We start from the raw sequence: 21725 nt of genomic DNA, 5'->3' as shown, positions 1-21725 counted from the left end.
CGACCGGGCGGCGATCAACCGCGTTGCCGATTGCATCCCCGTCCCTTAAGCCAGCCGCCATGTTCGGGCGTCTCGCCAATCCCGCCGTCTTCGCCGGACTCGTCCGGCGGTTGCTTCCCGTTACGGCGGCGCTTTCGGCGCTGCTGTTTGCGATCGGGCTCTATCTCGCCTTCGCCGCATCGCCGCCGGACTATCAACAGGGCGAGACGGTGCGGATCATGTATGTCCATGTTCCGGCCGCCTGGCTGTCGATGGCGATCTACATGTTGATCGCTGCTTCCGCGCTTGGCGTTCTCGTATGGAAGCATCCGCTGGCCGATGTCGCCGCCCGCACCGCCGCGCCGCTCGGCGCCTGGTTCACGCTGCTGTGCCTCGTCACCGGCTCGATCTGGGGCCGCCCGATGTGGGGCGCCTGGTGGGCGTGGGACGGGCGGCTGACGTCGGTCTTCGTGCTCTTCCTGATTTATCTCGGACTGATCGCGCTCCAGCGCACCATCGAGGAGCCGACGCAGGCGGCGCGCGCCGGCGCCATCATGGCGCTCGTCGGCGTCGTGAATATTCCGATCATCAAATTCTCCGTCGACTGGTGGAGCTCGCTGCATCAGCCCGCATCGGTGATCCGGCTCGGCGGATCGGCGATCGACCCCTCGATGCTGCGGCCCCTTTTCGTGATGGCCGCCGCCTTTCTGTTGCTCTTTGTCAGCCTGCTGCTTGCGGGGATGCGCACCGAGATCATGCGCCGCCGCGCCAGGACGATGATGCTGCTCGCGGCGCAGGAGCCGCAGCCGGCTTAAAGCTCATGACCCCCGATCACTGGCCTTTCGTCATCGCGGCCTACGTCGCAGCGGGCGTCATCATCATCGCGATGATCCTCTGGAGCGCGCTCGATTATCGCTCCGTGACGCGGGGCCTGTCAGAACTGGAAGGGCGCGGCGCGCGCCGCCGCGGCGAACGACCATCATGAGCGAGGCCTCGCAACGCGATGCGCCGTCCGCCGCGCGCACAAGGCTGCTTGTGATCGCGCCGCTTGCGATCTTCCTCGCGCTCAGCGGTCTATTTCTCTTCAGGCTCTTCGTCGCCGACCCCTCCAGGCTGCCTTCGGCCATGATTGGCCGAACGGCGCCGGACTTCACGTTACCGCCGCTGGAGGGCGCGACGCGCGACGGCGCGGCTGTTCCCGGCTTCGATACGGCGGCGCTGAAGAGCGGCCGCCCGATCATCGTGAACGTCTTCGCCTCCTGGTGCGTGCCCTGCCACGAGGAGCATCCGCGGCTCATGGAGCTCGCCGCCGATCCCTCAGTGACGATCGCCGGAATCGCCTACAAGGACGAGCCGGACAATTCGCGCCGCTTCCTTGGCGCCAAGGGCAACCCCTATTCCCGCATCGGCGTCGACCGCAGCGGCCGCTCGACCATCGACTGGGGCGTTTATGGCGTGCCCGAGACCTTCGTGGTCGACGGCTCAGGCGTGATCCTGCACAAGCATGTCGGGCCGCTGACCCCTCAAGCAGTCGAGCTGATCCGTAAACTCGTCCGGAGTTCAAAGGGCTGAGCCGGCTTTTCGCCCTGTCGACAAGCCCGGCGGCCTGAGCTATAGGCCGCGCCTCAACTCACAACAGCGTCCCGAAACGCTCGCCCCGAAGGGGCGGAACGGAAAGGCATAAAGCCATGAACATCATCGAGCAGCTCGACAAAGAGCAGGTCGCCAAGCTGAGCGCCGGCAAAGACATCCCGGACTTCCAGCCCGGCGACACCGTCATCGTCAACGTCAAGGTGGTTGAAGGCGATCGCACCCGCGTGCAGGCCTATGAAGGCGTCTGCATCGCCCGCGCCCGCAGCGGCCTCAACCAGAACTTCACCGTCCGCAAGATCTCCTACGGCGAAGGCGTCGAGCGCGTATTCCCGCTCTATTCACCGATGATCGACTCGATCAAGCTCGTCCGCAAAGGCAAGGTCCGTCGCGCGAAGCTCTATTATCTCCGTGATCGTCGCGGCAAATCGGCCCGCATCACCGAACGCGTGGACACGAAGGGCAAGGGCGGCGAAGCCGCCGCGTAAGCTTCTTCATCGGATTGAAAGAACGCGGCCTTCACGGCCGCGTTTTTATTTGGGGCGAGAAACGCCCGCCGTTCAGTCGTTTTCGACAAAAGCCGTGACGAAGGACAGGGTGGCGAAATAGCCGATCTTGTCTGCGTCCTTGTCATCTGGCGTCGGCTGACTGAAAGCGACGCCGATCACATTGAGCCCGTCATTGCGCACCTTCAGCGTCGCCTTGCCGTCCGCGTCCGTCTTGGCGCCGCGCGTGTTGGCGTCGTTGACATAGTCGACGAAGAGGGCCGCGCCCTTCAGCGGCTTGCCCTCGAACAGCACCTGCACGGGAAGTTCATCGCCCGGGGTCAGCGGATGAACGTCGACAAGCGGCACGATCTCCAGCGTCAGTCCGAACGGTTTCGGCGCGCCGCCGGTCGAAGCCCTGACATGGGTGTTGAATTTGACGGTGTGGCTCGCCGATTGCGCGTCCGGAACTTCTGATTTCCTGACATTGCGGAACTTGCCGTCGGGACCCTTGGTCCAGAAGCCGTTGTCGAGGGTGGTCGCGAAGCTCGCGGCCTCCCTTGGCGCCTCGACAATGACGTTCCGTCCGTTGGCGGCCAGCTTCGCCGCGAGCGGCGTCCCGTCCGCCGCCCTGGCCTCGATCCGCGTCACCTTGTCGGGGCGATACGCCTCGTCTTGCGGGCCGACGCCATAGACGACGGTGAGCGCGCCCGCCCGATCCGCCAGCCAGACGCCATGGGCGTGCGCGGCCGTCGCAGCGCCAAGAGCGGCGGCTGCCGCCAACAATCTCATAAGCTTCATCGCCATCCTCATCATACGATACGTGAGCAGGGCGTATCTTATGAAATGTTATACTATAACACTCAAGCGCAAACAAAAGCCGCAGCAAGGCTGCGGCTCATGCGGGCTGGAGTCGTCGGTGAATGAAGGGCCTACTCGCAGACCCGGAACTGGTTGACGTCGTAGCCGCCGTCGGGACGCAGCTTGCGCTCGGTCATGGTCAGGCAGCCATCCATGGAGCCGCCGCCGCGCTTCAGCATGGCGCGCTGGGAAACCGGGGCGTCCGCAACCTGCGCCAAACGGGTCTCGTCCTTCAGGCCGGCCTGGGCCTTCAGCCCCGTCGGCATGATCGCAGTCGTGATCGCGAGCGCGGCGACCGTGCAGGCGGCGATTGTGGCGGGCGAGAATCCAAGCATGGGAGCCTCCGTTCGGCGCCCCAGCCTTGCCGGCCGGGACGCAGAACTAATGCTCCGTTAACGTCAGGGTTCCTGTGCGCTGGCGCACGCGCCAAAGGCGGCGCCGTCTTCTGGCTGAAAAGCGATCTTAGAGCGTCGGTCCGACCGTGAAATCCCGCCGCGCGCGCAGGATGCTGATCGAGTAGCCGGCGACCGTATTGATCAGCGTCATCATGGTGATGACCAGGAAGCAGCCGGTGGCGAAGGTCGGCAGCAGCAAGAGGAGCAGCAGGGCGGCGAGGAACACGATGAGCTGCAGGCCGTGGTTCAGGATCGCGGTCGCGCTGGCCGAAGTCGAGCCGATCAGTTCGACGAAGCTGAAGATGGTGGCGAGGATGATGAGGATGTCGCTGACCGTCAGAACCAGTCGGACGCCCGAAGGCATCGGAATGGACATCAGATCCTGGTTCAGCGGCAGTTTGAAGAGGGAGACCAGCACGAAATAGAGGATGACCGCGAAGGCCATGAACGGAAACTGGCGAATCGACATTCCTGCACTCCTGCCCCGCCGCCGAATGCGCTTCCACCCAGGCGGCTGAATCGCTACAAGCCCCGCCGGACTGATCTCAGGAAATCCCGGATTGGTCCAGTGACGAATGTCGGGACGCCGGCGGCCCTGAAGGCCGCTCCAGACTTCAGGCGCCCACGATGCATGCTGAAGGACGACGCGCAACATGGCCAAGCCGCGCACCCTGTACGACAAGATCTGGGACGACCATGTCGTCGACGAACAGCCCGACGGCACCTGCCTCCTCTATATTGATCGCCATCTTGTCCATGAGGTGACATCGCCGCAGGCGTTTGAAGGTCTTCGCATGACGGGCCGCAAGGTGCGCGCGCCGGAAAAGACGCTCGCCGTCGTCGATCACAACATCCAGACCACCGATCGGTCGCAAGGCATCGCCGACCCCGAGTCCCGCCAGCAGGTCGAGACGCTGGCGCAGAACGCGCGCGACTTCGGCATCGAATATTACAACGAGCACGACATCAGGCAGGGCATCGTCCATATCATCGGACCCGAGCAGGGCTTCACGCTGCCGGGCACGACGATCGTCTGCGGCGACAGCCACACCTCGACCCACGGCGCCTTTGGCGCGCTCGCCCACGGCATCGGCACGTCGGAGGTCGAGCATGTGCTCGCGACCCAGACGCTGGTGCAGAAGAAGGCGATGAACATGCGCGTCGTCGTCGACGGCAAGGCGCCGAAGGGCGTTGGCGCGAAAGACATCGTGCTCGCGATCATCGGCGAGATCGGCACCGCGGGCGGCACCGGCTCCGTCATCGAATATGCCGGCGAAGCGATCCGCGATCTCTCGATGGAAGGCCGCATGACGGTCTGCAACATGTCGATCGAGGGCGGCGCGCGCGCCGGCATGATCGCGCCGGACGGGAAATCCTTCGCCTATCTCAAGGATCGCCCGAAGGCGCCGAAAGGCGCCAACTGGGACGCCGCGATGCGCTATTGGGAAAAGCTGTCGACTGACGATGGCGCGCATTTCGATCGCATCGTGAAGCTCGACGCGGCGAACCTGCCGCCGATCGTCACCTGGGGCACGTCGCCCGAAGATGTCGTCGCGATATCAGGCGTCGTTCCCGATCCTTCCGACATCGCCGACGAGAACAAGCGTCTCTCCAAGCAGCGCGCGCTCGCCTATATGGGCCTGACGCCAGGCGTGAAGATGACTGACATCCCGCTCGACGTGATCTGGATCGGCTCCTGCACCAACGGCCGCATCGAGGATCTGCGCGCTGTCGCGAAGATCGTCGAAGGCAAGAAGGTCAGCGAGCGTCTGGCCTACGCCATGATCGTTCCCGGTTCCGGCATCGTGAAGCAGCAGGCGGAAGCCGAAGGCCTCGACAGAATCTTCACCGCCGCGGGCTTTGAATGGCGCGAGCCCGGCTGCTCCATGTGCCTCGGCATGAATCCCGATCAGCTCAAGCCGGAGCAGCGCTGCGCCTCAACGTCGAATCGCAATTTCGAAGGACGCCAGGGCTTCAAGGGCCGCACGCATCTCATGTCGCCTTCGATGGCCGCGGCTGCGGCGATCGCCGGCCACTTCGTCGATATCAGAACGATCGGCTGATATTTTCTCGCGATCCGCGCATGCGCGCGGATCGCATCAATTCATCGCAGACAGCGCAAGATCAGCCGCGTCCGTGATGGCGCCATCCGCCATGGCCGCGATGATGCTTGTACCATCCATAATGATGACCGCGGTTGTGACGCCATCCCCAATGCCGGCGATGATGGCGCCAGCCATAGTGATGGCCGCGGTGATGATGACGCCAATGATGATGGCGCGCCCACTGCGCTGATTCCAGCGCCTGGGCGACATCGGGCTGGTCCGCAACGGCGGGACCGGGTGAACCGGCGAACGCCGGCGTCGCGAATAAAGCTGCAGCAAGCGCGATCTTTGCGAGCATCCGCATGAGCGCCTCCTTTCCTTGGCTGGCCTCATGGTGGGCCGCAAAGACGCAACCGCGCATGAACGGATGTTGTTCCAAATGGGGCGGCCGCGCGATTGCCAGCGCCGCGCAATCATGTCCTCATTCCCGCATGTTCGAAGATCACAGAACGAGCAACGATCCGCTCAAGCCGAAGCCGTCGACGCAGGACGAGCCGCCGGACGCGGCTGAAATCTGGGGCAAGCGCATCGGCCGCATGCTCGGCTTCGCTTTCGCCGTTTATCTCATCTGGCGGCTTGTCACGACCTACATGTTCCCATCGACATGACGATCGACTGGACCCATCTCAAATCGCCTGATCTCGCCGCGTTCGAGACAATCGCGGAAGCCGCCTACGCGCAGTTGCCCGAAACCTTTCGCGCGCTGTGCGCCGGCCTCATCATTCGCGTTGAAGATTTTCCGACTGAGGATGTTCTCAAGGAGATGGAGGCCGAGACAGAATTCGATCTGCTTGGCCTCTTCACCGGCGTCGGCCTGCCGCAGATGGGCTCGGGCGCGATGACCGGCCAGGCGCCGAACATCATTCATCTCTATCGCCGGCCGATTCTCGATTACTGGGCCGAGCATGAGGAAACGCTCGGCCATCTCATCCGCCATGTGCTCGTGCATGAAATCGGCCATCATTTTGGGCTGAGCGACGAAGATATGGAAAATATTGAGGAGGGCGTGGAGTCCTGAATGTCCGGGCGGCCTCCCTCTCCCCTTGCGGGAGAGGGTGGTCGGCGAAGCCGACCGGGTGAGGGGGGAAACTCCGTGCATCGCGCTTCCCCCTCATCCGTCATCGCTTCGCGATGACACCTTCTCCCGCAGGGGGAGAAGGAAGGCGCGCAACGCGGGCATCAGGCCCGCCATTTCGGCCAGGCATTGCTGGGTTTCCCGAAACCGGCTTGACCAGACGCCCCGCCTTTGCGACGCAGCGGACCTCGCGGACATCAGAGACGACCGCAGGCGAAGTCATGCAGAAATTTACCTCCCTCGAAAGCGTCGCCGCGCCGCTGCGGATCATCAATGTCGACACCGACATGATCATCCCCAAGCAGTACCTCAAGACGATCAAGCGCACCGGGCTCGGCAAGGGCCTGTTCTCCGAGATGCGCTACAATGAAGACGGCTCGGAGAAGCGGGATTTCGTGCTCAACCAGCCGGCCTACCGCAAGGCGCAGATCCTCGTCGCCGGCGACAATTTCGGCTGCGGCTCGTCCCGCGAGCATGCGCCCTGGGCGCTGCTCGACTTCGGCGTCCGCTGCGTCATCTCCACGAGTTTCGCGGACATTTTCTACAACAACTGCTTCAAGAACGGCATTCTGCCGATCAAGGTCTCGCCCGAGGACCTGGAGAAGCTGTTCGACGACGCCGAGCGCGGCGCCAACGCCACGCTGACCATCGATCTCGAAAATCAGGAGATCCGCGGGCCCGACGGCGGCAAGGTGAAGTTCGACATCGATCCGTTCCGCAAGCACTGCCTGCTCAACGGCCTCGACGATATCGGGCTCACCATGGAGAAGAAGACCTCCATCGACACTTACGAGAAGAAGATGGCGGAGGCCCGTCCCTGGGCCTGACGGCCCGTGGGCGCGAACGGGTGGCGCGCTGCGATCGTTCTGATCGCGCTACCGGCCTCCCTGTTCGCGGCCATGCTTACCGATTTCGCGCTGGTCGGCGGCGTCCTTCTGTTCGGCGTTTTCCTCGTCGGCTGCTGGATCGCCGAGCGTATCTTCCGGCGGCTTGCGACGCCTGAGGACGTCAGGCGCGATCTCGAAGACCGCGTTCGCAATCCGCCCTCGTAACTCCGGAACTGAAAGCCATGCCCGGTCGCCGCCTGATCTCCACTGGCTCGCCCTTCGAGAAGTCCTGGGGTTATTCCCGAGCCGTCATCGACGAGCCGCTCGCCTTCGTCGCCGGCACCACCGGCTATGACTACGCGACCATGACGATGCCGGAGGACGTGAAGGATCAGGCGCGCAATTGCTGGCGCACGATCGCCAAGGCGCTTGAGGAAGGCGGCTTCTCGCTCGCCGACACGGTGCGCGTCACAACCTACGTCACCCATTCCGACTATCAGCTCCCGGTGCTGGACGCGCAGGGCGAGGTTCTCGCCGACATCAGGCCGGCCGCGACCATCGTCGTCGTGGCGGCGCTCGCGAAATCCGAGATGAAGGTTGAGATCGAGGTCACGGCCAAACGACGTAGCTAAAAATCTGCCGCGGTTAACAGGCTTGCCGTGGCTGAAAGCGCGCCGCGCGGGCGACATGATTTCGACGCGAGCGGCCGTCAGCCTGCAAGGCTGAATGGAGATCGCCCGCATGAGCGTCGCGCTTCCAACATCAAACGCCTTTGTGCCCTTCGCGCCGACGCCGCGCGAAAGGCGGCCTTCTCTTCCACTCCGTCTCTGGCTGCTCTCGCGCAATCCGATCGAGGTCTGGACACGCGCGCATTACGAGGAGCCGATCCTTCCCGAGATTTCGCCGCTCGGACGCATCACCTTTGTCAGCGAGCCCACAGCGATCAAACGGGTCTTCGTCGACAACGCCGAGAATTATCCGAAGGACCCGCTGCAGATGCGCATCCTTCGTCCCGGTCTCGGCGAAGGATTGCTGACGGCGTCTGGCGATGTCTGGAAACGGACGCGCCGCACGCTTGCGCCTCTGTTCACGCCGCGCCGCACGGCGCTTGCCTCAGGCGCGATGCGCGATTGCGCGGAAGCGCGCGTCGATCGCTGGCTGAAGCGGCGGCCCGGCGCGATTCTCGACGTCGCGCGCGAAATGACCGGCGTTACTTTCGACATTCTCTCTGCAACACTCTTCTCCAACGCGATCTCCGCCGACTATGCCGGCTTCGAGAAAGCGATGACGCGCTACATCGAATCGGTCGGCCGCGTTGATCCTCTCGACATCATCGGCGCGCCAACATGGATTCCGCGCATCGGCCGCTTCGCCGCGCGGCCGTCGCTCGCCTTCTTCGGCAAGGCTGTCGAACGGCTTGTCGCCGAGCGTCACGCGCTGCTGGCGAAAGGCGATAAGGCGCCAGACGACATTCTCACCGCCTTGTTGAAAGCGAGCGATCCCGAAACGGGAATCGGCCTGACCGATGCGGAGGTCGCGGCGAACATCATCACCTTCATCGCAGCAGGACATGAGACGACGGCGCGCGGCCTCGCCTGGACGCTGCATCTTCTCGCGCAGGCGCCAGACATTCGCGCGCGTGCGGAGAAGGAAGCGGCTGCGGCGAGCGATGATCCCGCGGAATGGCTTGATGAGCTTCCGCTCATCCGCGCCTGCATCGAGGAATCCATGCGGCTCTTTCCGCCCGTGCCGCTGATGAGCCGCGGGGCGCGCGAGGATGACAGGCTCGGCGCCATCACCATTCCTGCAAAGAGCCTGATCGTGGTCGCGCCCTGGATCGTGCATCGCCATCGCAAGCTCTGGAAAGCGCCGGACGCCTTCATGCCCGAGCGCTTCATGCCCGGCGCGCGCGAGGAGATCGATCGCTTCGCCTATCTCCCCTTCGGATCGGGACCGCGCATCTGCATCGGCGCGCGCTTCGCCATGATGGAGGCGATGATCGTGCTGACGACGATCCTGCGTCGGGTGCGCCTCGACGCCGCGCATCCCGTCCAGCCGAAGCCGGTGCTGCGCATCACGCTCCGGCCAGAGGGCGGACTGCCCATGGCTGTGCGACCGCTCTGATAAGCCTCGACCGCTCACGCATTCTTAACCATGCTGCCGCCCCATGGGGTCTGGAGAATCGGGGCGACGGAGAATCGATTGATGACGAAGGCGCGCCTGTTCCTGTTCGCCGCTTTGAGCGCCACAGCGCTGTCGACGCCGGCGCTGGCGGATTTTGACTCCTGCGCCGCCGGCCTGAAGGCGCGCGCGCGGGCCGCGGGCATTTCGTCATCAACCGTCGAGCAAGCCTTCTCCGGTCTGCAGCCCGACATGAAGGTGATCGAGCTGATGCAAAACCAGCCGGAGTTCAAGACTCCGATCTGGGACTATCTCGGCACCCTCGTCGATGATGAGAAGGTCGCGCAGGGACAGCGCATGCTGAGCCAGTACGCGTCGACGCTCGCAGCGGCTGAATCCCGCTTCGGCGTCGATCGCCACGCTATCGTCGCGGTGTGGGGTGTGGAGTCCGATTTCGGCAAGGCAGGCGGCAAGTTCCCGCTTGTGCAGGCGCTGTCGACCGGCGCCTGCCTCGCGCCGCGCCGCAACGACTTCTTTCGCGGCGAACTCATCTCGGCGCTCAAGATCGTCGATCGCGGCGACATCAGCCTGTCGCGGCTCGTCGGCTCCTGGGCCGGCGCCTTCGGCCATACCCAGTTCATCCCCTCGACCTATCTCCGGCTTGGCGTCGACGGCGACGGCGATGGCCGCCGCGATCTCGTGGATTCGATCCCGGACGCCCTCCATTCCACCGCCAACTTCCTCGCCAAGGCCGGCTGGGTGACCGGCACCGGCTGGGGGTATGAGGTTGACGTTCCCGAAGGCTATTCAGGCCCGATCGGGCGGACGGCGAAGCAGCCGGTGTCGAGCTGGGCCGCGCGCGGCATCACCCGCGTCGGCGGCGGCGCGCTGACCGGAGGCGGCAACGCCGGGCTGATCATGCCGGCCGGCCGCAACGGCCCGGGCTTCCTCGTCTTCAAGAACTATGACGCGGCCTATTCCTACAATGGCGCCGATTCCTACGCGCTCGCCATCTCCATCCTCTCCGACCGTCTCAAGGGCCGCCCCGGCGTCCAGACCCCTTGGCCGACCGACGATCCGCCCTTGTCCCGGGAGGAGCGGCGGGAGCTCCAGCGCCTGCTGATCGCCCGTGGCTATGACGTTGGCGAGCCGGATGGAGCCGTGGGCGCCAAGACACGCGCCGCGATCAAGGATGTCGAAGCGAAAGTGGGCATGGCGCAGACCGGCCGTCCCGGCGGAAAAGTGCTTAACGCCCTGCGCGGGCGTTGAAAAACCCGACCTCGATCCCCATTTATCGATAAGCCGAGCCTCTCCTGAGATGCGCCCCGCGCGCATCTCTTGTGCGTATGCGCACAGGACAACGGGAGAGAATAGGCGTAATGGCCCCGCCCCGCAGCGAAGAGCTTACCTCTCGCGTAATCGCGGGCGCGTCATTGACCGAATAATTAACAAGACAGCTCAACAAGCAAGAAGAACAACCGCCATGATCATCATCTCTGACCGGATCGCCTTTGCGGCGGTCGCCGCAGCTTTGTCTGCGATCGCTCTCCTCGGCAGCCTCAAGGCCGCCCGCACCTACACGGCCGCTCATGCGCCGCGCATCGTCGCGACCGATTCGAGCTTCTCGATTCAGTTCCCGCCGATGAACGACGCGATCCTGGAATCGCGCTCGCGCGTCATCACGGCGCGCGGCGCGTCCGTCGCGATCACCTCGCCGTCGGCGACGAAGGCCATCTGATCGGCCGTCTCAAGCACGTCGTCAGGCGTATGAATCGTCATCAGGACGGTCAGGTTCTTTTCGCGGCGCAGCCGGTCGACGAGCGCGATCATCTCGCGCCTGAGACCGGGATCGAGCGCGCCGAAAGGTTCGTCGAGCAGCAGCAACGGCTTGGCGGACGCAAGCGCGCGCGCCAGCGCGACGCGTTGACGCTGGCCGCCTGACAATTCGCCGGGCCGGCGGCGCCCGAAATCCTGCAGCGCGACCTGCGCCAGCGCCGCATCGACGTCAGCATCTTCGTCACGCGACAATCTAAGCGACGGATTAACTCCGAGCGCGACATTGTCGCGCGCGGAGAGATGCGGAAACAGATTGTGATCCTGAAACATCATGGCGATGGGACGCTTCGCCGGTGAAAACCGCGTGAGATCGGCGCCGTCGAATGTCAGCGTCCCGCTGCGCGGCGCCTCGAATCCCGCGATCGCGTTGAGCAGCGTCGTCTTGCCGCCGCCTGAAGGGCCGACGATCGCGCAGAGCGCGCCGCGCGCCACGTTCAGATCGTAGCGCGCGCTGAAGCCGGGATAGTCGAGGCGGAGATCAGCGATCGCCAGCATCAGCGAATGTCTCGGTCGCAAGCGCGAGCAGAAAAGCGAAGATGATCATCACCAGCGCCACCGCCTGCGCCTCCGCCATGCGATAAGCGCCCATGCGCTCGTTGAGCAGCAGCGGCAACGTGCGAAACTCCTCGCCGCCGAACAAGGCCGCAACGCCGAAATCTCCTAGCGACAACGCAAGCGCCATGGCGAAGGCGGCAATCACGGGACGTCGCAGGATCGGCGCGTCGACGATGCGAAGATGATTGAGTCCGCTCAATCCGAGCTGCGCTGCGAGCTTTCCATATCGCGCGCGCGACAGTCGCGCGGCGGGCTCGATGAGGCGGAAAGCGAAGGGCAGCGCGATGATCGCATTGACGAGCGGCGTCAGCACATAGGCGAGCGTGGTCATGTCAGCGAAGCGTCGCAAGGGAACATAAAGGCCTGCGATCAGCGCAAAGGGCGGCACAGCGAGCGCAAGCATCGGCGCCGCGGCGAAGAACGCGCCGCGTGGAGCGGCGACGCTATGCGTCGCCAACGCGAGCGCGAACAGCACGCAAAGCGCCGAAGCGGGAACGGCGACTGTGATGCTCGTCATGAAAGCCTGCGCGACATCGCGGTCGATCAAATGGCTTGCGGCCGTTATGCCGCCGAGCGGCGCGAACAGAACCGGCGCGAGACACGCAGCCACGAGCGCAAGCACGCAGACATCAGCGATGCGCAATCCGCGCATTGCGGCGTCGGCGCGCGCGATCGCGCGACCGCTGGTTTCACCCACGGGCTCCGCACGGATCATGCGCCCTGTCGCCAGAACGAACGCAGCCGAGATCGCCACCTGCAAAATCGCCAGCAGACCGGCGCGTCCGAAGTCGACTTCAACGCGCAACGCCTCATAGATCGCGACTTCGAGCGTCGCATAGCGCGGTCCGCCGCCGAGCGTCAGCACGACGGCGAAGCTGGTGAAGCAGAGCAGCATGATGAGCGCGGCGAGGCCCGGCGTCTCGCGCTTCAGCGCCGGCCAGTCGCATTGCCGGAAGATCTGCGCCGGCGATAACCCGTATATCGCAGCGATGCGATGATGCTCCGGCGGAACCTGATCGAGCGCATGGAGATAAATACGCGCGGCGTAGGATGCGTTCAGCGCGACATGAGCGATCAGGATTCCCGGCAGTCCATAGATCGATGGCCAGGAGCCAACGCCGATCGATTGCAGCGCAGCCGCGGCCCAGCCGGCGCGGCCATAGACTGTCACAACGCCAAGCACGAGAACGATCGTCGGCGCGACGGCGGCGGTGAGGAGAAAGGCGCGAAACGCCCGCGCCACGAGATGATTTCCGCGTCGCGCGACGGCGAGCGCGACCAGCGCGCCGAGCAAAAGCGACAGCAGCGTCGAAAGCGACACCTGAATCAGGGAAGCCTGAAGAAGGCTTCCGACGTAAGGGCTGAAAACAACGGCGAAACCCGCAGATGTCGCATGCGATGCAAGCGAAAGGATCGCATAGGCGAAGAGCGCGATCAGCAGAGCCGCGACAACGATTCCCGGATGCGGCCAGCGCCGGATCGGCGCAGGCGCAGTGAGTGCAGAAGGCCCATCACGATTCACCGCACCGTCGCGTTCAGCCAAGCGTCGACATAGGCGCGCCGGTTGTCGCGCACCTGCTCGGGCGCCATCAGCAGCGTCTTCTCAGGCTTGATGACGTCGGCGAAGGACTGGGGCAAGCCATTGATCAGCGGCCGCGCCGGCATCATCCAGTTGCCCTCGGGCATCAGACTCTGGAACGCGTCGGAGAGAACAAAGGCGAGGAATTTCTTCGCCAGCTCCGGCTGCTTCGTCGCGCGCGTCACGCCGGCGATCTCAATATGCGCGTAATGCCCTTCCGAGAACAAAGCCGCCTTATACTGCGTCTTCTTCTCGACGCCGATGTGATAAGCGGGAGACGTCGCATAGGACATCACCATGTCGGCTTCGCCCTTGAGGAAAAGGCCGTAAGCTTCCGACCATCCCTTGGTGAACGTCACGATGCGCGGCTTCAGCTTGGTCCAGGCTTCGCCTGATTTGTCGCCATAGACGGTTTGCATCCAGAGCAGGAATCCGAGACCCGGCGCCGAGGTGCGCGGATCTTCGAGAACAATCTTCGGTCCATCGGGATTGTCGATCAGTTCTTTCAGGCTCGTTGGCGGCGTCGCGAGCTTCGAGGAATCATAGACGAAGGCGAGATGGCCCCAGTCGAAGGGAATGAAGGTTTCATCGGCCCAGGGCACGCGCACGGCGACGCCGCTGGTCATCTGTTCATGCGGTGCGAAGAGATTGGCCGCCTTCGCTTCGGCGGCGAGATTCATGTCGAGGCCGAGCACCGCGTCGGCCTTCGTCTGGTCGCCTTCGAGTTTCAGCCGGCCGAGCAGCGCGCCGGAATCATCGCTTGAGGCCCAGGCGAGTGTGCAGGCGCAGCTCTTCTCGAAGGCGTCCTTCACCTTGGCGCCGGGGCCATATTTCCCGACGAAGGAGGAGTAGGTGTAGACGGTGAGCGTAGGCTTGTCCTGCGCCGCCGCCGCTCCCGGCAGCAGCAGCGCCAGCGTGGTGAAAAGCACGCCCCAGCGATTCATCGATCGGCCTCCGCGCATCCGGCGCGCAGACGGAACGGCAAGTGCGATGACGGACATGCGCTCGATCCCTCCGCCGGCACGACCCGGATCAGGTTCTTCGGGTTGGCGAGGATCGCCTCTCAGCGCGGCTTTCACCCCGCGCACCCCGTGAGAGGTCGCGAACCTAAGCTGACGAAGGGAATGCGTCCAGAGAGGCTTGCCCGCTCACCGTAGCCCCGCTAGCAACCCGCCGGGTTTTCCAAGGCGTGCGCGAGGCTGACATGGCGTCCTTCAATCTTCTGCTTCTTCCCGGCGACGGCATCGGCGTCGAGGTCATGGGCGAGGTGCAGAAGCTCGTCTCCTTCCTCGACAGGCAGGGCGTCGCGAAGTTCGCGGTCGAGAAGGACCTCGTTGGCGGCGCGGCCTATGACGCCCATGGCGTCGCCATCACCGATGCGGCGATGAAGACGGCGCTAGCCTCCGACGCCGTTCTGTTCGGCGCGGTTGGCGGGCCGAAGTGGGACAAGGTTCCCTATCAGCACCGTCCGGAAGCGGGGCTTCTGCGCCTGCGCAAGGATCTCGGCCTGTTCGCGAACCTTCGCCCGGCGATCTGCTATCCCGCGCTCGCCGACGCGTCCTCGCTCAAGCGCGAGATCGTCGAAGGGCTCGATATCGTCATCGTGCGCGAATTGACCGGCGGCGTCTATTTCGGCGAGCCGAAGGAGATCGTGACGCTGGAGAATGGCGACAAACGCGCCGTCGACACGCAGATCTACACCACGCCCGAAATCGAGCGCATCGCGCGCGTCGCGTTCGAACTGGCGCGCAAGCGCGGCAACAAGGTCGCCTCGGCGGAGAAGCGCAACGTCATGCGCTCCGGCGTGCTCTGGAACGAGGTCGTCACGCGCGTCCACAAGGACGAATACCCCGATGTGAAGCTCGAGCATGTGCTCGCCGACAATTGCGCCATGCAGCTCGTGCGCAATCCCAAGCAGTATGACGTGCTCGTCATGGACAACCTGTTCGGCGACGTTCTCTCCGACATCGCCGCGATGCTCACGGGCTCGCTCGGCATGCTGCCGTCGGCCTCGCTCGGCGCGGAGGACAAGGCGACCGGCAAGCGCAAGGCGCTCTATGAGCCGGTGCATGGTTCGGCGCCCGATATCGCCGGCAAGGGCCTCGCCAATCCGCTCGCCATGATCGGTTCGCTCGGCATGGCGCTGCGCTATTCCTTCGGCCTCGGCGATGCGGCGGATGCGCTCGACAAGGCGATCGCCGCGGTGCTCGCCTCGGGCGGGCGCACCAAGGACATCGCCGCGACGGGCCAGAACGCCCTCGGCACGATCGAGATGGGCGACGCGGTGCTGAAGGAGTTCCAGAAGGCGCTCGGCTGAGATCACGCCCAAGCGGCGCCGCGTGCTTTGGCGCACTTGCGTCCGGCGGCGGGCTCGCGGCACATTCGCCCCGTCCGCCGGGATAGCGGGCTTCCGGAGGACCTCTCATGGCCAAGAACCAGTTCGAGCAGGTGGACGGCCCGATCGAAGACGGCATGACGCTCGTGCTCGTCCACAGCGGCACGGGACCGGTCGCCGAAGTGATCTGCCCCGCCTCCGCCACCGGCGGCAAACTGCCGAAGGACTACGCCAGCGGCCCTCTCGCGCCGAAAGACGCGCTGCGCGGCGCGATCAAGCTCGCTAATGAATTGAAAGTGCCGATCGTCGTCTCCGACCCCGACGGCGTCTGGGACAAGGAATGGGGCGAGCTCTACCGCGTCAGCGACGACGAGGATGACGGCCCGGCGGCCGCCTGACCGGTCGCCCGCTCTTCGCAGATAGAGAAAGCCGCGCGCCGCTTCCTTCGCGTCGGGCGGATATTCCGCCCCTCCCTGACTTTGCACCCTCGCTCGGGCGCGTTGCCCAGCTTCATTGCGCCTGTGCGACGAAGCGTCTCGCCCCGCGCATGGCAGGGTCGCGCTTGCCAGAATGGGCGGAGCATGGTTTCTTATTGAGAATGATTATCATGTGCAGGTGATGGGCATGGTGATGGCCGAGATGGAACGCAGCGAGTCCCCCCGAAAAGGCTGGCTGCGCGCCGAGGGACAGCCCTCGCTCGCGGAAATCTTCCGGACGATCCCGGTCACGCCAAACGGATCGACCATGCGCCGGCTCGCGGCCTTCCTCGGGCCGGGTTATCTCGTCGCCGTCGGCTATATGGACCCCGGCAACTGGGCGACCTCGCTCGCGGGCGGCGCCCAATTCGGCTACACCCTGCTTAGCGTAGCCCTGCTTTCCAATTTCATGGCGATCATCCTGCAGTCGCTCTGCGCGCGGCTGGCGATCGCGTCCCGCCGCGACTTGGCGCAGGCCTGCCGCGACGCCTTTCCACGCTGGGCGTCATGGCCGCTCTGGGCGCTCGCTGAACTCGCGATCATCGCCACCGACCTCGCTGAAGTGATCGGCACGGCGATCGGCATCAACCTGCTGTTCGGCGTTCCGCTCGAGATCGGCGTCCTGATCACCGCGCTCGACGTGTTCGTGATCCTGTGGCTGCAGAACAAGGGCTTCCGCAAGATCGAAGCCTTCATCATCACGATGCTCGGCGTCATCGCGGTCTGCTTCGCGATCCAGATCGCGCTCGCCGATCCCGATTGGGGCGCTGTTATCAGGGGCTTCGCGCCGACGACTGACATCATCACCAATCCCAATATGCTCTACATCGCGCTCGGCATCATCGGCGCGACCGTGATGCCGCATAATCTCTATCTGCACTCCTCGATCGTGCAGTCGCGCGCCTATGGTTCGACGCTGCCGGAACAGCGCGACGCGCTGAAACTCGCGACGCTCGATTCGACCTTCGCGCTCTGCTTCGCGCTGATCATCAACGCCGCGATCCTGGTGCTCGCCGCCGCGACTTTCAACAAGGCCGGACAGACGACGGTTCAGGAGCTGGGCGAAGCGCACAAGCTGCTCGCGCCGCTCGTCGGCGCGACCTATGCGCCGGCTTTGTTCGCCATCGCGCTGCTCTGCTGCGGCCTCAACTCGACAGTCACCGCGACGATGTCCGGCCAGATCGTGATGGAAGGCTTTCTCGATATCCGCCTGCCGGCCTGGCTGCGCCGCCTGATCACGCGCAGCATCGCCATCGTTCCCGCCGCCGCCGTGACGATTTTCTACGGCCAGGAGGGAACGGGGAAACTGCTCATCCTGAGCCAGGTCGTGTTGAGCTTTCAGCTTCCCTTCGCCATCGTGCCGCTGGTGATGTTCACCGCCTCGCGCGAGAAGATGGGCGCGCTGGTTGCGCCGCGATGGCTGACGATCCTGGCGGCGATCATTGCAGCCGTGATCATCGCGCTCAACATCAAGCTGCTGTTCGACACCGCGACGGGCTGATCCTGTCGCCGCTGCAAATGAAAACGGCCGGGATAAGCCCGGCCGTTTTGTTTTGATCGATGATGACCGGCGTAGCGCCGCTCCATCTTTGTTTGTCGCAACGTATTTGCGGAAAACCGGTTCCCACTTTTCCGCACGTTGCTCTGGCTCAGAAGCCGATCTCGCCGAAGGCGCTGCGGCCGCCGCCGATGCGCGGCGGCAGAATGCCTTCGCTGAACACGAATTGCGGCGAAGTCGACACCGGGCTGAAGCGATCGACCCGCGCGTATTCCTGCAGCGAGCCCACCGGCACGACCTTGCCAGCGTCGAGATAGCTGCGCGGGACGACGGTGAAGCGCAGCGGCCTGCGGGACTGGGCCTCCGCCGCCGTGGCGAGAAGAGACGCCGCAACCGCGGCGAGAAGCGTCGGAACGATAAGGCGCATCACAGACTCCAGCGAGAATGGGTCGAGCATAACTTACGAAACGAAAGTTGACGACTCGATACGCATCGCGAGTTGGCGGATCAATTCGCCGACAGCAGCGCGCGTTCCCGCGCTTGCGCCACGACCGGAGAACATTATCCTCCCGGCCAATCAAAAATTCGTGGGGGAGGATCGTCATGGCTCGGGACTACTCGCCGTCAGGCGGCGCCGCAGCGGGCGGCGCCAATCGTCGCGCGTTGCTGAGCGGCGCCGGTCTGGGCGCAATCGGCCTCGCGGCCGGACGCGGGGCCGCGGCGATCGGCCCGATTGTCGCGATGAGCGGCGCGCCCGCCGCATTCGCCCAGAACGCGCCGGCGCCCGCCGGCGCGCCGTCAACGCCAAAAGGACCGCCATTGTTTGATTATCCCGGCAAGGACAAGACGCTCGTTCTGCTTGGCGACAAGCCGCTGGTGGCTGAAACGCCCGAGCATGAGCTGAATGACGACACCACGCCGATCAGCAAGTTTTTTGTCCGCAACAACGGGCTAATTCCCGAGGAATCCAAACTTGGCGACGCCTGGAAATTCGTCGTCGAAGGCACCGTCGACAAGCGGCTGGAAATATCGCTCGGCGAATTGAAGTCGCGCTTTCGTCCCGTGACCTATCGCATGGTGATGGAGTGCGGCGGCAACGGCCGCTCGTTTTATCAGCCGGCGGCGCGCGGCAATCCCTGGACCAATGGCGGCGCCGGCTGCGCCGAATGGACCGGAATTCCCCTGGCTGATCTGCTCACGGCCGCAGGATTGAAGCCGGACGCGAAATTCACCGGCCATTACGGCGGCGACCCTCATCTCTCCGGCGACACGAAGCGCGATGCGATCTCGCGCGGCATGCCGATCGCAAAGGCGCTCGACCAGCATACGCTCGTCGCCTGGGCGATGAATGGCGAGCCGCTGCCGCATATTCACGGCGGCCCTGTCCGGTTGGTGGTGCCGGGTTGGCCGGGCTCGTTGTCGGCGAAATGGCTGACGCGCATTCTCGTGAGGCCGGACGCCCATGACGGTCAGGGCATGGGCGGGACATCCTATCGCGTTCCGACGAAGCCGCTCATTCCCGGAACGAACGCCGACGGCAAGACGGACTTTCGCGATCTTGAATCTATGCCGATGCGCTCGATCATCACCGCGCCGGCGAATGGCGCGCGCGTCGCAGCGGGAACGCGCAACATACCGCTGCGCGGCGCCGCGTGGGACGGCGACAGCGCCATCACGCGCGTCGACGTTTCGGCGGACTATGGGCAAAGTTGGGCGCCGATGCAGCTTGCGCCGCCGAAGAACCGCTACGACTGGACGCGCTGGACCGGTCAGATCGCTGTGGCGGGCGACGGCTATTACGAGCTCTGGGCGCGCGCCACGGACTCCCGCGGAATCATGCAGCCGCATGTCGCGGCCAACTGGAATCCGCAGGGTTACGGCGCCAATCCGTTTCATCGCATCGCCGTGCTGATCGGCTGACGTGCGATTACAGCGCGCAATCCTTATCGCTGCGGCTTGCCTCGCAGCGACGGCGATCGCCTCGGGACCGCCAGCTCTTGCGCAGAATGCGGCGCCCGCGGCTGAAGAGGAGCCAACAGATCTTCCTGATTTCCCTGGCCGCGAGGAGACATTCTATTTCTGCATCGCCTGCCATTCTTTCAAAGTCGTCGGACGGCAGGGCATGGACCGCGAACGCTGGAGCGGCACGCTCGACTGGATGACGGAAAAGCACGGCATGGCGAAACTCGAAGGCCGCGACCGCGACGTCGTCCTCGACTATCTCGTGAAGGCTTATCCGCAGGCCGCAACGCGGGGCTGGCGCAGCCCCTTCGCGCCGCAGTGATCATCCGCCTCGCTGCTTGAGCGGAATGGCACCTTTCAGCGCCGGCGTCTGTCCGTCAGGATCGAGCCAGCTCGCGCGCCGTCCCGTCGACAGCATGCGCGGAGCGCCGCAGCCCGCGCGTCGATGCAGCTCCGCCGCAGCGAACGCCTGACGAATCGAATCGGCGCCGGAGCCGATCAGATTGACGCGATCGAGGAGGCAGGCGAGTTGCGCGCGATCGATCGGCCGTTTCTCCGCGCCGCAGGCGTAGCCGCCCATATCGAGTTCGCCCGCGACCACGGACGTGCGAAACGCGATGCAGGCGCGCGACGAATCTCCAGACGCCAGTGAAAGATCGGATGTTTCGACGGGTCCGAATTTGCTCGGCATGTCGCTCGCCGCCGCCATGCGCTCGACGACAAGACCATCCTGCGCCGCCTGCCGCACCGCTGCGATGAACAGGCTGCCGTCGCGCAACGGCTCGCCAGCGGTCGTGAGAAACCGCAGCTTCACATGCAGCGCGTCATCGTCGAAATCGTTGAAAGTCAGCATATCCTCGCGGCCGCCGCCAACGGTGCGCTTGCGCGCCTCATAGAGACGATGGCCGGCGGGAATGTCAGGCGATTCAAGCGCGAACAGCGCGATCGGCTTCGCGATCGCTGTCCATTCGCCAAGCGCCGCCACCGAATCCTGTGCGATATCGGCATCGATCGAAGGCGCAAGCAGCGCGCGATCGTTTTCCGACCAGAATATCGCCGCGCCCGCATAGCAGACGCCGAGACAGGCGCTGATGACGATCAGTCGCGGCGTGGCGGCCCACAACCGCGCGAAAAACCATGTCGCGAACGCGCGCGCCCAGCGGACCGCGATGCGCTGCGCCTCCGCGCTATCGGGGACGGCGTCGAGCGCGCGAAGCGCCTGCCTTACGCCGAACGCGCGCAAGGCCGTCCAGGCGGCGAGGCCGCGCTGCTTGAAATCGATCCCGGATGTCATCTCGCCCTGCCGTCTTCTGACGGCTCCTGTCCGGCGTGGACGATGGGAGTTGAGGGCCAAGCATGGCGTTAACGCACGCGCGTGAGTTCACTGCACAGTGAACCGTCGGTTACGACGCGATCGGCCGCGTTAATCATGCGCGGCGCTGGAGATCGCCATGTCCCTGTCTTTTCGCCTCGCAGGTCCGGACGACGTCGCGCACGCCGCGGCGATGATCGACGCGATCGATCGACATTATCTCGGCGACGACAAGGCTCCCGGCCTCGCCGCGACGACGGAGATGGTCGCGAAAGCCATCCATGCGCACGAGGGAACGCGCTTCCTGCTCGCCTTCGACGGCGGGACGCCCGTTGGCGTCGCCTGCTTCGCCATCCTCAGGCCCGGCCATCGACTTTCAGGCCTGATCTTCGTGAAGGACCTGTTCGTGCTGGCGGAGCGCCGCGGCGGCGGGACCGGCAAGGCGCTGCTCGGCTGGCTCGCGGCTTATGCCAAGGAGAACGGGATCGGCCGGATGGAGCTGACCACGGAGCCGCGCAATCCCGGCGCGGTCAGGCTCTATGAGAGCCTCGGCGCGGAGAAGCCGGAAAAAATCTATTTCCGCTTCCCGCCGGAGGTGCTCACCCGCCTCGCCCGGGATCATGGACCGCCGAAAGGTTGACTTTCCCCGCTTCTGAGTGTTTCTCCGGCGCGAACCCATCAGGAGTTGCGGCCGCCATGCGGCTTATCGCGACCACGAAACGGACGAGCAAAAC

At 64.8% G+C, this 21725-nt stretch carries 27 protein-coding genes and 1 riboswitch; of the genes, 18 read left to right on the top strand and 9 right to left on the bottom strand.

The annotated features are described in order from the left end of the window. The first annotated feature begins 59 nt into the window (after positions 1–59). The 4 genes from L8F45_RS23295 to rplS all read left to right on the top strand — a co-directional run bounded on the left by L8F45_RS23295 (position 60) and on the right by rplS (position 2057). A complete protein-coding gene (locus tag L8F45_RS23295) occupies positions 60–794 on the top strand; it encodes a heme ABC transporter permease (protein WP_342360218.1) in 735 nt (244 codons plus the stop codon). A 5-nt stretch (positions 795–799) separates the two neighbouring features. Then, positions 800–964: a heme exporter protein CcmD gene (gene ccmD, locus L8F45_RS23290; RefSeq protein WP_342360217.1), complete on the top strand. Its 165-nt coding sequence runs from the start codon at positions 800–802 to the stop codon at positions 962–964. Then, the gene (locus tag L8F45_RS23285; protein ID WP_342360216.1) at positions 961–1551 is read left to right on the top strand and encodes a DsbE family thiol:disulfide interchange protein; all 591 of its coding nucleotides are present in this window, start codon (positions 961–963) and stop codon (positions 1549–1551) included. Before ccmD ends, L8F45_RS23285 begins: the two co-directional genes overlap by 4 nt. 116 nt (positions 1552–1667) lie before the next feature. Then, complete coding sequence (gene rplS / locus L8F45_RS23280) at positions 1668–2057, top strand: 50S ribosomal protein L19 (protein ID WP_342360215.1); 390 nt, start codon at positions 1668–1670, stop codon at positions 2055–2057. 72 nt (positions 2058–2129) lie between these two features. On the opposite strand, the gene L8F45_RS23275 is transcribed toward rplS, so the two are convergent. From L8F45_RS23275 to L8F45_RS23265, 3 genes are all read right to left on the bottom strand, one after another. Next, positions 2130–2855 (bottom strand): DUF4198 domain-containing protein, encoded by a 726-nt coding sequence (locus L8F45_RS23275; protein WP_342360214.1) that lies wholly within the window; start codon positions 2853–2855, stop codon positions 2130–2132. A gap of 131 nt (positions 2856–2986) precedes the next feature. Next, positions 2987–3250 (bottom strand): hypothetical protein, encoded by a 264-nt coding sequence (locus L8F45_RS23270; RefSeq protein ID WP_342360213.1) that lies wholly within the window; start codon positions 3248–3250, stop codon positions 2987–2989. Positions 3251–3377: 127 nt separating this feature from the next. Further along, on the bottom strand, positions 3378–3965 hold the full coding sequence (locus tag L8F45_RS23265) for a hypothetical protein (protein WP_342360212.1): 588 nt from the start codon (positions 3963–3965) through the stop codon (positions 3378–3380). Here L8F45_RS23265 and leuC point away from each other — a divergent pair. Beyond that, positions 3964–5373: a 3-isopropylmalate dehydratase large subunit gene (gene leuC, locus L8F45_RS23260; protein ID WP_342360211.1), complete on the top strand. Its 1410-nt coding sequence runs from the start codon at positions 3964–3966 to the stop codon at positions 5371–5373. The genes L8F45_RS23265 and leuC overlap by 2 nt on opposite strands. 36 nt (positions 5374–5409) lie before the next feature. Here leuC and L8F45_RS23255 read toward each other — a convergent pair whose 3' ends face one another. Continuing rightward, positions 5410–5625: a hypothetical protein gene (locus L8F45_RS23255; RefSeq protein WP_342360210.1), complete on the bottom strand. Its 216-nt coding sequence runs from the start codon at positions 5623–5625 to the stop codon at positions 5410–5412. A 221-nt stretch (positions 5626–5846) separates the two neighbouring features. Between L8F45_RS23255 and L8F45_RS23250 the strand changes: the two genes are divergently transcribed. The 7 genes from L8F45_RS23250 (at position 5847) to L8F45_RS23220 (ending at position 10707) form a co-directional block, all read left to right on the top strand. Continuing rightward, complete coding sequence (locus L8F45_RS23250) at positions 5847–6023, top strand: hypothetical protein (protein WP_342360209.1); 177 nt, start codon at positions 5847–5849, stop codon at positions 6021–6023. Next, positions 6020–6433, top strand: coding sequence for a metallopeptidase family protein (locus L8F45_RS23245; RefSeq protein ID WP_342360208.1), 414 nt, complete (start codon positions 6020–6022; stop codon positions 6431–6433). Before L8F45_RS23250 ends, L8F45_RS23245 begins: the two co-directional genes overlap by 4 nt. A 278-nt stretch (positions 6434–6711) precedes the next feature. After that, on the top strand, positions 6712–7317 hold the full coding sequence (leuD, locus tag L8F45_RS23240) for a 3-isopropylmalate dehydratase small subunit (RefSeq protein ID WP_342360207.1): 606 nt from the start codon (positions 6712–6714) through the stop codon (positions 7315–7317). Between the two features lie 6 nt (positions 7318–7323). Next, the gene (locus tag L8F45_RS23235; protein WP_342360206.1) at positions 7324–7542 is read left to right on the top strand and encodes a hypothetical protein; all 219 of its coding nucleotides are present in this window, start codon (positions 7324–7326) and stop codon (positions 7540–7542) included. A 17-nt stretch (positions 7543–7559) separates the two neighbouring features. Then, a complete protein-coding gene (locus L8F45_RS23230; protein ID WP_342360205.1) occupies positions 7560–7949 on the top strand; it encodes a RidA family protein in 390 nt (129 codons plus the stop codon). Between the two features lie 109 nt (positions 7950–8058). Further along, entirely contained in the window at positions 8059–9441 is a 1383-nt protein-coding gene (locus L8F45_RS23225; protein WP_342360204.1) for a cytochrome P450, read from the top strand. 81 nt (positions 9442–9522) lie between these two features. Further along, positions 9523–10707, top strand: coding sequence for a lytic murein transglycosylase (locus L8F45_RS23220; RefSeq protein ID WP_342360203.1), 1185 nt, complete (start codon positions 9523–9525; stop codon positions 10705–10707). Positions 10708–11067: 360 nt separating this feature from the next. Here L8F45_RS23220 and thiQ read toward each other — a convergent pair whose 3' ends face one another. Genes thiQ through thiB form a run of 3 tightly spaced genes read right to left on the bottom strand, consistent with a single transcriptional unit; the run spans position 11068 to position 14352 of the window. After that, positions 11068–11769: a thiamine ABC transporter ATP-binding protein gene (gene thiQ / locus L8F45_RS23215; protein WP_342360202.1), complete on the bottom strand. Its 702-nt coding sequence runs from the start codon at positions 11767–11769 to the stop codon at positions 11068–11070. Next, positions 11753–13351: an ABC transporter permease subunit gene (locus L8F45_RS23210; RefSeq protein ID WP_342360201.1), complete on the bottom strand. Its 1599-nt coding sequence runs from the start codon at positions 13349–13351 to the stop codon at positions 11753–11755. Before L8F45_RS23210 ends, thiQ begins: the two co-directional genes overlap by 17 nt. Then, positions 13348–14352 carry a thiamine ABC transporter substrate binding subunit gene (gene thiB / locus L8F45_RS23205; RefSeq protein ID WP_342360200.1) on the bottom strand — a complete coding sequence of 335 codons (1005 nt, stop codon included), beginning with the start codon at positions 14350–14352 and terminating at the stop codon, positions 13348–13350. The genes L8F45_RS23210 and thiB overlap by 4 nt, the downstream gene beginning before the upstream one ends. A gap of 47 nt (positions 14353–14399) precedes the next feature. After that, a riboswitch (TPP riboswitch) is annotated at positions 14400–14510 on the bottom strand. 102 nt (positions 14511–14612) lie between these two features. Here thiB and leuB point away from each other — a divergent pair. From leuB to L8F45_RS23190, 3 genes are all read left to right on the top strand, one after another. After that, positions 14613–15725: a 3-isopropylmalate dehydrogenase gene (leuB, locus tag L8F45_RS23200; protein ID WP_342360199.1), complete on the top strand. Its 1113-nt coding sequence runs from the start codon at positions 14613–14615 to the stop codon at positions 15723–15725. A 107-nt stretch (positions 15726–15832) separates the two neighbouring features. Next, complete coding sequence (locus L8F45_RS23195; protein ID WP_342360198.1) at positions 15833–16141, top strand: hypothetical protein; 309 nt, start codon at positions 15833–15835, stop codon at positions 16139–16141. Positions 16142–16373: 232 nt separating this feature from the next. Next, on the top strand, positions 16374–17720 hold the full coding sequence (locus tag L8F45_RS23190; RefSeq protein WP_425330042.1) for an Nramp family divalent metal transporter: 1347 nt from the start codon (positions 16374–16376) through the stop codon (positions 17718–17720). Positions 17721–17868: 148 nt separating this feature from the next. Here the strand turns inward: L8F45_RS23190 and L8F45_RS23185 are convergent, their stop codons facing one another. Beyond that, complete coding sequence (locus L8F45_RS23185) at positions 17869–18144, bottom strand: hypothetical protein (protein ID WP_342360197.1); 276 nt, start codon at positions 18142–18144, stop codon at positions 17869–17871. A 176-nt stretch (positions 18145–18320) separates the two neighbouring features. Between L8F45_RS23185 and L8F45_RS23180 the strand changes: the two genes are divergently transcribed. Together L8F45_RS23180 and L8F45_RS23175 are read left to right on the top strand one after the other, a co-directional pair. Next, complete coding sequence (locus L8F45_RS23180; RefSeq protein WP_342360196.1) at positions 18321–19637, top strand: sulfite oxidase; 1317 nt, start codon at positions 18321–18323, stop codon at positions 19635–19637. Position 19638: 1 nt separating this feature from the next. Further along, complete coding sequence (locus tag L8F45_RS23175; protein WP_342360195.1) at positions 19639–20001, top strand: hypothetical protein; 363 nt, start codon at positions 19639–19641, stop codon at positions 19999–20001. On the opposite strand, the gene L8F45_RS23170 is transcribed toward L8F45_RS23175, so the two are convergent. Continuing rightward, entirely contained in the window at positions 20002–20973 is a 972-nt protein-coding gene (locus tag L8F45_RS23170) for a hypothetical protein (protein WP_342360194.1), read from the bottom strand. Positions 20974–21130: 157 nt separating this feature from the next. On the opposite strand from L8F45_RS23170, the gene L8F45_RS23165 reads away from it, so the two are divergent. Beyond that, positions 21131–21631, top strand: coding sequence for a GNAT family N-acetyltransferase (locus tag L8F45_RS23165; protein ID WP_342360193.1), 501 nt, complete (start codon positions 21131–21133; stop codon positions 21629–21631). Positions 21632–21725 lie beyond the last annotated feature (94 nt).

Source organism: Terrirubrum flagellatum, from assembly GCF_022059845.1.
Lineage (GTDB): Bacteria > Pseudomonadota > Alphaproteobacteria > Rhizobiales > Beijerinckiaceae > Terrirubrum > Terrirubrum flagellatum.
The sequence above is the reverse complement of the archived record's forward strand: the minus strand, read 5'-3'. Positions and strand labels throughout refer to the sequence as shown.